General features: G+C 61.5%; 8 protein-coding genes. 5 read left to right on the forward strand and 3 right to left on the reverse strand.

What is annotated here, in order from left to right; translation table 11 throughout:
• Nucleotides 1-109: 109 nt before the first annotated feature.
• Complete coding sequence (locus AC1D0N_RS16895; protein ID WP_477245779.1) at nt 110-1,783, reverse strand: amidohydrolase; 1,674 nt, start codon at nt 1,781-1,783, stop codon at nt 110-112.
• A gap of 251 nt (nt 1,784-2,034) precedes the next feature.
• Here AC1D0N_RS16895 and AC1D0N_RS16900 point away from each other — a divergent pair, with 251 nt between their 5' ends.
• The 3 genes from AC1D0N_RS16900 (at nt 2,035) to AC1D0N_RS16910 (ending at nt 5,368) form a co-directional block, all read left to right on the forward strand.
• Entirely contained in the window at nt 2,035-2,688 is a 654-nt protein-coding gene (locus AC1D0N_RS16900; protein ID WP_477245781.1) for a TetR/AcrR family transcriptional regulator, read from the forward strand.
• 23 nt (nt 2,689-2,711) lie between these two features.
• The gene (locus AC1D0N_RS16905) at nt 2,712-3,743 is read left to right on the forward strand and encodes a histone deacetylase family protein (RefSeq protein ID WP_477245783.1); all 1,032 of its coding nucleotides are present in this window, start codon (nt 2,712-2,714) and stop codon (nt 3,741-3,743) included.
• 326 nt (nt 3,744-4,069) lie between these two features.
• The gene (locus AC1D0N_RS16910) at nt 4,070-5,368 is read left to right on the forward strand and encodes an ImmA/IrrE family metallo-endopeptidase (RefSeq protein ID WP_477245785.1); all 1,299 of its coding nucleotides are present in this window, start codon (nt 4,070-4,072) and stop codon (nt 5,366-5,368) included.
• A gap of 135 nt (nt 5,369-5,503) precedes the next feature.
• Here the strand turns inward: AC1D0N_RS16910 and AC1D0N_RS16915 are convergent, their stop codons facing one another.
• Together AC1D0N_RS16915 and AC1D0N_RS16920 are read right to left on the reverse strand one after the other, a co-directional pair.
• Nucleotides 5,504-6,697 carry a TMEM43 family protein gene (locus tag AC1D0N_RS16915; protein WP_477245787.1) on the reverse strand — a complete coding sequence of 398 codons (1,194 nt, stop codon included), beginning with the start codon at nt 6,695-6,697 and terminating at the stop codon, nt 5,504-5,506.
• A gap of 66 nt (nt 6,698-6,763) precedes the next feature.
• Nucleotides 6,764-9,667, reverse strand: a complete 2,904-nt coding sequence (locus tag AC1D0N_RS16920) for a M16 family metallopeptidase (RefSeq protein ID WP_477245789.1) — start codon at nt 9,665-9,667, stop codon at nt 6,764-6,766.
• Between the two features lie 505 nt (nt 9,668-10,172).
• Here AC1D0N_RS16920 and AC1D0N_RS16925 point away from each other — a divergent pair.
• Together AC1D0N_RS16925 and AC1D0N_RS16930 are read left to right on the forward strand one after the other, a co-directional pair.
• On the forward strand, nt 10,173-10,883 hold the full coding sequence (locus tag AC1D0N_RS16925) for a helix-turn-helix transcriptional regulator (protein ID WP_477245791.1): 711 nt from the start codon (nt 10,173-10,175) through the stop codon (nt 10,881-10,883).
• Nucleotides 10,880-11,650, forward strand: coding sequence for a helix-turn-helix transcriptional regulator (locus AC1D0N_RS16930; protein ID WP_477245793.1), 771 nt, complete (start codon nt 10,880-10,882; stop codon nt 11,648-11,650). Before AC1D0N_RS16925 ends, AC1D0N_RS16930 begins: the two co-directional genes overlap by 4 nt.
• The last annotated feature ends 5 nt before the right edge of the window (nt 11,651-11,655 follow it).

Consider the following 11,655-nt stretch of genomic DNA (forward strand, 5'->3'; position numbering starts at 1 on the left):
GCCTGCTCTTGGCGGCAGGTCTCGTTGCTGTTCGATTGTCACCACATGCCGATGGGCTTGGCAACCATGCAGTTGAATGTCGATTCAGAAAGCAAGCTCCATGCCACCGTCATGCCTGATAGGTCACTTTGCCGCCGCAGATCGTCGTCACCGGCCGCACCTTATGCAGCGCCTCCGGCGCGATCGCCTCGATATCGTCCGACAGCACCACCAGATCAGCCAGATAGCCTGACTTCAACATGCCTTTGCGATGTTCGGCGAATTCGGCATAGGCGCTTTCCACCGTGTAGCCGGCCAGCGATTCCTGCAGCGAGAAGCTCTGGTCGGGATCGCTTGCAGCCCACGGTTTGCGCAGCACTGCCGCCTGAATTCCCAGGATCGGATCGACCGGCGACACCGGCCAGTCCGAGGCGAAAACGACACGCGCGCCGGCATCCTTCAACGTCCGCCAGGCGTAGCTCAGCGGCCAGCGAGCCGGCCCGATGCGCGACACGGTCGGCTCCAGCGGAAAATCCATGGCGCCTGGCGGGTGCGGCGGCTGCATTGAAGCGATGACGCCAAGTTCGGCAAAACGCGGCACATCGGCAGCCGTGACCACCTCGATATGTTCGACGCGGTGCCGGCTGTCGCGCTTGCCGTTGGCCTTCTGCGCCGCCTCGTAACCGTCGAGCACCGCGCGCACGGCGCCGTCACCGATCGAATGCACCGCCATCTGCAACCCGCGTTTGTCGACGGCCACCGCCAGATCGATGAACTGCTGCGGCGTGAAAAGCGGCTCGCCTACCCAGTCAGGACGGTCCGCATAGGGCTCGACCATGACCGCTGTCCAGGAATCGAGAACGCCGTCGTAGAACACCTTGACCATGCCCGACGACAACCACTCGCTATGATAGCGCTCGGCCATGACAGACGCCTTGTCGAGCATGTCGAGGGTCATGAAATTCTTGTAGTGGAACGGTACCTGCACGCGGCAGGGCAAACCTTCCTCGGCCTCGATCTCGGCCAGCAGTTCGAGCTGGTAGAGATTGCCATCCATGTTCTGGATCGAGGTGATGCCGTGGCGTGCACACCAGGCCAGACCGCGCCGCATGATGTCACGGTCGGCGGCGCGCTCGGCGGCGGTCGGCATCGGATCCGGCTCGCCACCGGTCGCCAGCCCCAGCCGCACACGGCCTTCGCCGGCAAGGTCGAGCACCGGACCAAAGGCCTCGCCCTCGCGCAACTCGCCGGCGGCAAGGCCATCATCGCGCATGACGATCTCGTTGCCTGGACCAAGCGTGCGTCCGTGCAGGATGCCGGCCATTTCCAATGCTTTGGTGTTGGCCCACATAGTGTGATGATCGGGCGCGGCCATGCAGAACGGGCGATCGGGTAAAATGGCGTCGAGATGATGGCGCGTTACCCGCTCGTCGCCAAGCACGGTGTAGTCGACGCCCTGCCCGACCAGCATCTTTGCATCAGGCCGCGTCGACGCATAATCGCGGATCGCTCGTTGCAGCGCCTCGAAGCCATGGATACCGCCCAGCTGAAGATGGGCGAGCTCGGCCCCTCCCGAGAACAGATGCATATGAGCTTCGATGAAACCCGGCAGGACCGAACCGCCCTTGGCGTCGACGACCGTGGTGGCCGCTCCCTTGAGCTCTTCGATGGCGGCGCGGTTGCCGATGGCAATGATGGCGCCGTCCTTGACGGCAATGGCCTCGGCGGCGGGATTGTCATCGTCCATGGTCCGCACACGACCGTTGATGACGATCAGATCAGCACCCGCACCCGTGACAGACATCGCGACTCCGCGCTTTTGACGACTGACTGAGACCGGCGACCCTGTTGTCCAACAACCCGCGACTCCGCAGAGCGGCGCTGTCGGGCGAAAATGATGCCAGCGCGCTGTCTCTGGAAATTCCCCTTGTTATCCCCGAGGACAGCGTGGATAAAAGAATGCGACTAAATATTCGCGTTTGTCAACGTGCCGAATTTCGAATGTATTGTGGACAGCATCCGGCGCTTGGGACGGTGGAACGAGGGCATCGGGACGTGAAGCGCAATCTCAGCCGCGAAACCAGGATAGCGCTCGAACCGCGCAAGCAGCCGCGGCAGGAACGGTCGAGCAAGGTGGTCGACCGGATACTCGACGCGGCGCTGACGCTGACGCGCGAGCAAGGGACCAAGACCCCAACGACGCTCGCCATTGCACAGCGCGCCGGCCTGTCGGTCGGTTCGGTCTACCAATACTTTCCCAACAAGGAAGCCATTCTTCTCGACCTCGCCCGGCGCTGGCTGTCATCCTTTCCCGAGGTCATCGCCAAGCGCATCAAGGTCGCTGCGCCAACCAACCGCGACGAGTTTCGCCAGGAAGTGCGCAAGCTCTTCATCGATACCTCCAGGCTCTATCTCGACAACGCCAGCCTGATGCCGGTGATCGAGGCTATTTCGGGCAACGCCGACCTCAGGCCGATCCAGAACGAGTATGACGACCAGATCATCGCCCTCTACGCGGCATGGCTGCAGCATGTGAACCCGGCGCTTGAAGGCAAGATCGCCAGCCGGCTCGGCGTGGTTATGATGGAGGTCGGGCACGTCTGCCGGCTTGTGGGGTTGAAAAAAGACCGCAAGACGTTCGACCTCATTGAGGACGATGTGGAAACCATGTGGCTCGCTTTGGTGAGCCCCTATCTCAATCTTGACTAAGTTCGCATTTCGAGAGGAATTTTATGAAGACTGTCTATTCGCCGCTTCACGCCGGCCATGCCGGGCAGATGGAACTGGTTGCGTCAGCCATCGTGCCGGGTTTCGAAAAGCCGTCGCGGGCCGAGTTCATCAAGGCGCGGGTCGAAAGCGAGAAGCTCGGGCCGATCATCGGACCGGTCGAGCATGATCTTGCCGCCGCCAAGCGCATCCACAAGGCCGACTATATCGACTTCCTGCCTACCGTCTGGCCGCGATGGACGGCCGAGGGGAACAAGGGCACGGCCATGCCATTCACCTGGCCGACGCGCGGCCTGCGCGGCGACGTGCCGCCGCAGCGCATCGACGCCCTGCTCGGCTACTATTCCTTCGACGCCGGCGCCACTTTCGTCGAAGGCACCTGGGCGGCAATCAAGTCGTCCTATGACGTGGCGCTCACCGCGGCTGCCCTGGTCAAGGGTGGCGAGACATCGGCCTTCGCGCTCTGCCGTCCGCCCGGCCATCACGCCGGCGCCGGCTTCATGGGCGGCTATTGCTTCATCAACAACGCCGCTGTCGCCGCACAATGGTTCCTTGACCAAGGGGCCAAACGCATCTCGATCCTCGATGTCGACTATCACCATGGCAATGGCACGCAGGAAATCTTCTACAGCCGCGCCGACGTGCAGGTCCTCAACCTGCACGGTGATCCGATGGTCGAGTACCCCTTCTTCCTCGGCCATGCCGACGAACGCGGGGCCGGCGAAGGCGAAGGTTTTAACATCAATTATCCGATGCCCTTCGGCACCAACTGGGACGCCTGGAACGCCTCGCTGGAAGATGCCTGCGCCAAGCTCGCGGCTTACGCGCCTGACATCGTCATCGTCTCGCTCGGCGTCGACACCTTCGAGAAGGACCCGATCAGCCAGTTCAAGCTGAAAAGCGCGGACTATCCGAAGATCGGCCGCCGCATCGCCAAGCTCGGCCTGCCGACATTGTTCGTCATGGAAGGCGGTTACGCCGTCGAGGAAATCGGCATCAACGCCGTCGGCTTGCTGACCGGTTTCGAGGACAAGTAGGGGCAACGAGGGCGTCAGCAAGACGCCCTTCGTTCGCGGCACGCTGGCGCGAGATGGAAGCCGCTAGTCGGCAATCGAACCATTGCCGCCGTTCAGAGTGCTTCAGTCGTTACCCGAACCTGCCGTTCGTCCGTGGCCTAGCAACGGCAGAGCCGGTCCTTGGAATTGGCCTGTCGCGCTGGAGCGTAATGCTTCTACGCAACAGGTTGATTGTTCTCGCGAAGGGTCTTGTTCACGCGATCCCTCCAGGGATAAATTCACTTTGCAAAAGCTGCTGGCAAAGTAGAACATATGCGGCTTTCTGAACTCTTAGCGTCGAGGCAATTGTGAATTCGACCAGCAAAGGTGATAAACTAGAAGACGCATTCCACCGCTACCTTGTCGACCAAAAAGATCGCGGGGAGCTAGTTTTTGGCGCGTATCCATCGCAAAACTGCAAAATTTATAAGAAGAAAGAATACTATTGTCGCGAACGCGAGGCATACGTTGAATTCGATGTCGTTTTGGAACTGTACCGAACTGGCAGCGATGTCCCACACCTATACGTCATATTCGAGTGCAAGAATCATGACGCCAGCGTCTCCGAAATATACGTCAACGATTTTTCATCGAAGATTGGCCGGATATTTCCGCATGCGTCGAAAGGGGTCATAGTAGTAACTTCGAGGCTGCAGTCTGGAGCAGAGATGGTCGCCAGAAATGGCGCGATGGGCATTGTAAAATTCGACGAGCATGGTTTGGAAATCGTTGCGGATCGCAAAGGTTCTTTTCTGGAACATGGCTTCGTGCGCGCCCAAATTTTCAGAAGCGATGATGTCGCTAAGTCTCTAAAGTTCTCCGGTTTCCATGACGGCAAATATTTCGCAACCGTAGACGGGTTGCTGACAGATCTGGATCCTGAGGCAGCCGCTCTCTCTCGATACGATCTCGAAGCCGGGGGTCGATCGGTGCCCTTCTTATCGATAGAGCAAATCAAATTGGCCGCAGAGAAAGCGCTAAAATCAGTCGATTACACGTCCGATGCAGTAGACTTACCCAAGCTTTGCCAAATCCTATCTATCGATTTACAGTTTTCTGATCGTGAAATGATCGACGTTGACGGGACCCCGATCTTGGGGTCGGCAAACTTCAGACGAAAAATGATCATGATAAACTCACACTCGCTCCAGACACGAGAGCGCTTTACGGTTGCACACGAGATTGGCCATTTCGTTTTGGACCATGAACGATATCTACGCTCTGAGACCATTGTCGAGCGAGACCTTTTCATTACGAACGAGAATTCTAGCAGATTTAATTATGAAAGATTAGAGTATCAGGCAAACGCATTCTCAGCTGAACTGATATTACCCGATGAAATTTTTCTACAAAAAACAGCACAGACTCGCCGACAATTAGATATTAAAGATCGAGGGCACGGGTATATATTTGTCGACGACCGGCCATGCAATTTTTTGGTCTACAATGAATTACTTTCGCGCCTATCAACCTACTTTGCGGTTTCGAAGCAGGCAATCGAAGTGAAATTTAAGAAGTCGAAAATGCTGACTGATCAAAGAAGAAGGAATGAAATTCCACCGATAGCCAGCCTCATTAACGTCCTGACGTCATTTCAAAAGCATTGAGTTGTATCAACAAAAATATGAAGGCGTGTCGCGAGGCGACAGAATTTAGGACAGCTGCCGTAGCGTGGCCATCCTGAAACCTGCCTATCCGCTTTTCACCAATGTCGGTCATTCCCCCATTTATTGCTTCGGGAGCTACGCTGGCGCGCCGCTGCCTGCCGTGCCCATCGGTGCGGCCGGCTTTCGCGACCGGCCGAGATAATAGACCGCCGCCGCCGCGATGATGCCCGCCGCCAGAATGCCTGCCGCCAGCACCGGCCGGTACCAGAACCAGGCAATCGCGATGGTCGTCGTCCCGACCAGGATCGCCAGGAAGAAGGCGATGATGCCGGTTCCCATCCGCGCGATGCTGCCGAGGAAGGGGATGACGTCGAGGATGACGCCGATCGGGCTCAGAAACAGCGCAAAGCCGATCGTTAGCAGCAGCAGACCGGCGGCGCGCAGCAACCAGGTGATGATAGTGTTCTCAGAGACCGCGTCGGCGAACATCTTTGCCGCCGGCACGTCACCCGTGTCGACCATCAGCAGTTCGTCGCCGGCGACCGTCTGGTAGGGCTGAAACCGGCTGCCGGCCTGGCGCGCAACAATGCTGACCACGCCAAGCGGCGCCAGCTCATAGCCGATGCGATAATCGCCCAGTGCCGGCGATGCCGTGTCGGCGCCGAGGTAGATCTTGCCGTCGACGACGTTGATGGGCTTTGTGCCGGTGTAGGCGGCCTTGATCGCGGCCGTCTGGCTGGACGCGAGCGAATAGTCCTTGTCACCCTCGATGCGGTCGAGCACCGGCGTATCGAGATCGAACGCGACGAGTTTGCCGTCCGGAATCTGGAACGTCTTGCTGTGGACTTCCATCGGCGGATTCTGGTGGCCGTCCGGCTTCTTGAAATCCGATGAATCGATCTGGCTGTCGTCCCACACCTTGGAATAGGAGTAGGTCGTCACCGTCTCCTCACCGCCGCCCAGCTTCTTCTCCGTCTCCGACTTGGATTCCTCCTTCCACTGGTACATCTCGGCGGTGCGCGACAGGCGCAGCCCTTGCGCCGCAATGCCGAAATCCGGATCGGAAAGGCCGTCGCTCGCCGTCACCGGGCCGCTGACGTGGACAAGCTTGCCGTCATTGGCGGCATCGACTCTATCGGCGCCAACCGAGACGACCGCACCCGATCCTTCGGCCAGCGAGCGCGCGGTCTGCACCGCGCGGCCCTCGTTCCAGAACAGCCCGATCACCATCAGCACGACCAGCAGCAGGCCGAAGACGACCCCGCCAACCGCGCGCTTGATCCGCCCGAACCACGAGACCGATGTTACTTCCCGAAATGAATCGCTCATTGTTTCCCCCCGAAACCGCTATTGTCGAAACTTGCGCGCGAGCGGACTGCCGCGCGCTTCAAACCATTAATCAGCGTGAATGCGGGCGCCGCAATCCTTGCCGTTCTCGCAGGAATGCACCGCCCGTGTCGTCCCGCCATCGCCGATTCGCCATGGCGAGGCGGTCAGCGGTGCCTGTTGATTGCCGCTGAGCAGATCGAGGGCGCGCATGGCGGTTTGCTCGTCTCCCCGCTGCACGATCTCGACGTCCTTGAGGCCGATCGCTGCAAGCTGCGGCATCACCACATCCGGGTCGCCCGCCACGACGATCAGCGAAGGATCGAGCGATGACAATGCCAGCGCCTGTTTCTGCACGGCGTCGAGCGTAAGCTTGGTGCGCGCTGTCATGCGGCCCTGCTGGTCTTCCAGCGTCGAGCCGCTGCCGACGGCGCCGATCAGTGAACTGAACAGTCCGGCCGAAGTTTCCGCCGATCCGGCCAGTGCCCTGCGGTAGACAGTGACCGTGCGGTCGACCTCATCCTGCGCCACCGGCAAGGTCTTCAGCCCGGCAAATCCTTTCAGGATTTCGGTGATCGCCGGACCGGTGTTGGCCCGCTCGACGGTGGTCGCCACCACCAGTCCGGATCCGGCCTTCATCGGGCTGAGCAGATAGCTGGATACGCCGTAGGAATAGCCCTTCTCCTCGCGGATCACAGAATTCAGCCGGCTCGAAAAATCGTCCCCGAGCAGATTGGCGACCGCGGTCGATTCGGCACGCTCGCTTTCGTCGCTGCCGGGTGCAGGCCGAGCCACGAACAGTGCCGACTGGCTGGCGCCGGGTTCCGGCACCAGCAGCACTTTTTGGCCGCCATTGAAATGCGCCGCCGGCGAGGCCTCGGGCGCATAGCCGGCAGCATCGCTTGACCATGCGCCGAACGCCTTTTCAAGGCTGACGGCAACGGTCTCCACCGGCACCGGGCCGACGCTGTAGAAGGTCACGGATTTGGGCGTGAACACGGCCTTGCAGGCAGCCTTGGCGTCGTCCAGCGAGATCGACGCCAGCGCCTTTGCCGACCAGTCGATCGCCGCCTTGCCTGGCACCTGCGGAATGAGTGCCGCCTTCGCCGCGCGGCCTGCCACACCCGGCAGGTCCGCCTCCCGGCCATTGAGCCAGTCGGCAGTCTGCGCCGTCAGGATGGTCCAGTCGGCCTTGTCGAAACGCGGCTTCAGCACCGCGTCGGCAAGCAGCCCGATGCCTTGATCCAGCTTCTCGGGCTGCACCCCGAGCGTCATGGCGGTGGTCAGGGTGCCGGCCTGGGAACCGATGCTGGCACCGATATCGCTGGTGGCCTTGGCAAAGTCGGCGGAACCGCGCTCGCCGGCGCCGCGCATCGCCATGCTGGCGGCAAGTTCGAGCAGCCCTTCCTTGCCTTCCGGCACGCTGGTCCAGCCGCCTTCGGCGCTCGCAGCGAGATAGACCATCGGCGCTTCCGGCATGGTGTAGTGGACAAGCTTGATGCCGTTCGAGAGCGTCGCCGTCTCTTTTCCCGGCAGCACCGCCGAAGGTGCGGTGCCGGCGGGGTGCTTGGGAATGTCGATCGCCAGGCGCTCCGGCGCCGTGAACGGCTGCGGCGTGCCGGACGATCCGATCAACGCGTCCGGATAGCCCCCGCGCGGACCGGGCTTCAGCACCAGAACGCTTGCGTCTTCCGGCTTCAACAGCCGTTTGATCGTCGCTTCGATATCGGCGGCACTGGTATTCTTGATCCTTGGATCGTCCTCCAGCGCGCTCTGCGCATCGCCGAGAATATCGGCGTTGTAGGAGACCGCGCCGGCGCGATCCTTCAGCGACTCGGTGCCGAGGCGGGCACCGAGCAACAAATTGCTGCGCGCGCGTTCCACATCCGCCGCATCGAGCGGCGTCTTCACAAAGTCGGCGAAGGCCGCCTTCATTTCGGCTTCGAGCGCCTCGGGAGCGACACCTTGCGCAGCACCCGCCTCAAGGGTGAAGCGGCCACCGAGCAGCCCGCCCGTCCAGCCCGCGCTGGCATAGGTGGCGATGCCCTTCTGCGCCACCAGCCGGTTGCGCAGGAAGCCGTAATCGCCATTGCCGAGCAGCTCCGCGGCGATGCTGAGCGCGCCATTGTCTGGCGACTGCGCTGCCGGACCGCTGAAGCCGACCACCACGACCGGGCTCGGCACGCGATCCTCGAGCACCAGTTTGAGCCTGGCTTGCGTCGGTTCGGGCACTGCCGGCCGCGCCACGTCGGCGCCACGCGGTACCCGGCCGAACGTGTCTTCGATCAGCGCCTTGGTCTCATCGAGTTTGAGATCGCCGACCAGAACCAGCACGGCATTGTTGGGCAGATAATAGCTGTTGAAGAAGCCTCTGACATCGTCGAGCGTCGCGGCATCGAGGTCGGCCACCGAACCGATGACCATGCGGCTGTAGGGATGCGGCTTCGGAAACAGCCCCGACCAGAAGGCTTCCCAGCCGGAGGCGCCAGCCTTGTCGAGCACGTTCTGGCGCATCTCGTTCTTGACGACGGAGCGCTGCAGGTCGAGCTTGGCCTGCGTCACCGACCGGCCGAGATTGGCCATGCGGTCGGCTTCCAGCGACAGGATCATCGGCAGCGACGACGACAGGCCGTCCACATAGAAGACGGTGCCGTCCTCGGTGGTCCAGGCGTTGATCTCGTTGCCGAGTGCTGCATGGGCGCCAAACACGTTCGGCCATGCCGGCGTGCCGGAAAACATCAAATGCTCGAACAGATGCGCAAAGCCCGAGCGTCCCGCCGGTTCGTTCATCGAACCGACGCGGTAGCGCAGGTTCATCACCACTTTCGGCGCGCGATGATCCGGCACCAGCACCACCTGCAGCCCGTTGCCAAGCGCATAGGTGACGACAGGCTCGGCCTTCGCTGGCTCTGCCGCCCAGGCGCCGCTCCACAGCGCAAGCGCCACCGTGAATGCGAGAAAAATCCGCACCATGATCAAACCCCATCTCGACGGCCGCGAAACACGCGCCGCCAACATCGCCCAGAATCGATCGAAAAGGACGCCCATCCGTTCCGGTCGCCGCAACCTATCGGAATCGATCGGTCGCCGATACGGCACGCTTGCAACAAGGTCTGGCTTTTTCGTGTCGGGACCTGTGGTCGAAGCTCCCGAAAGCCGGCATCTGAGTCGCGCCTGAGTCCATAGGATTCGATTTTGTCAAATCGCGTTTGATGTCGGATTCGAGTGCGGGTAGATTAGACCCGAATCAGCCGGTCCTGGGGGGCGCGGCGACCACCCAAAGTCTCACGTTCCGGAGTTTCTCCGGCGCCAGACGCGGACGGCTTCGCGTTCCCTGAAAGGATTCGGTTTGATCCGCGCGACCCCGCGCCATGCGTGTGCTTCGTAAACGTAATGCGTATCCAAGTTCGGCTGCTGGTCACTCCAGCCTCCGGGCTCAAGAATAGATTCCGGCCATGACATACAACCAAAGCAGCAAATGAGCAGTCCCGCCGCGCTTCTGCAATCCGACACAGTAGGCTCACGCCTCGCGTCTCGCGGCGATCTCACCTCCTTTTTCATGCAGCTTGCCGCCGAGATCGGCGCCGACAGCTACATGCTCGTCGCCATCGTCCACGACCAGGACCGCAACGACGCGCGCATCGTTTCTTCCAACTGGATCTTCGACGCCATCGAACTGATCGGCAAGCGGCTGATCGCCGGCCTTGCCCAAGGGGCATTGACGGCCGCGCCCGGCATCCGCCCGAAACCATTGGTGGCCGCCCAGGCGCCGGACGACGGCGGATTGCTCACCGGCGAGGAGGCCCGCCTTCTCGACGTGCTCGGCCATGCCGAAATCTATTCGCTGCGGCTGAATGTCGGTCGCCAGCGCCTGTTCGCGCTGTTTTCTGCGGCGGCCGCCGGCAAGATCGACCAGCCGGCGCTGATGAAGGCGCAGCTGAAGTGCTGCTATGCACTCTCCAGCATCCCGCAATTGATCGCCGCCGCCGCCATGCAGGATCCGCTGTCCGACCGCGAGCGCGAATGCCTGTTCTGGGTGTCCGAAGGCAAGACCACCGACGAGGTCGCGGTCATCCTTGGCGTCTCCTCGAACACCGTCAACAGCTACATCACCCACGCCATACAGAAATTCGCGGCCTCGAACCGCGCGATGGCCATCGCCACGGCGATCAGGAGCGGCATCATTTGAAACACGCGCACATCAAGGAGGCAGCGGAGGCCCTTTTCAGCGAGCAGCGCAATCCGTTCGGAGCCTTCTCGCTCGGTTCCGAAACGCATCACGCCGTCACCATTCCGGATGCCGTGCGCCGCTGCCGCTGGATCGCCGTCGACGTCAATGCCTCGGCCTTCGGCCTGTTCTTCGTCAGTCCGTCACCGGAACGCGCCCGTCTCGTGGCCAGCTTCGATTCCGACTATCCCGGCACCGCCGTCGCGACGAAATTCATCTCCGGCGCCAATGGCGAGGAGATCGTGCGCCACACCCGCACCTCGACGGCGCCGCGCTGGTGGGCGGATGACGGCATGGCCGGTTCGGAAGACACATTCCAGAACCTCGCCTGGTCGGAGCGCATGGCGCCGCTGGCGCCGGGCACCAACGGCATCGCCTTTCCCGTTCATGCTGATCGCGGCCATTGCGGGTTGGTGGTTTTCCTGGGCTCGCAAATGGCCTTGCCGGAAGACGCGCTTTACGAGATCCACGCCCGCTGTTTCTCGCTGTTTGCAGCGGTCGCCCGTATCCGTCCGAGCGATGCCGGCAGGATGCGCTCGATCTCCAAGCGCGAACTCGAATGCCTGAAGCTGACCGCCAACGGCAACACCAGCGAGGAGATCGCACGGCTGCTGAAACTGTCGGTCCACACCGCCAACCAGTATCTGACCCAGTCGACCCAGAAGCTCAACGCGGTCAACCGCAACCAGGCGGTCGCCAAGGCGCTGCGGCTCGGGTTGATAGAATAGGGCAA

This window comes from Mesorhizobium sp. P2_E10 (assembly GCF_056404235.1).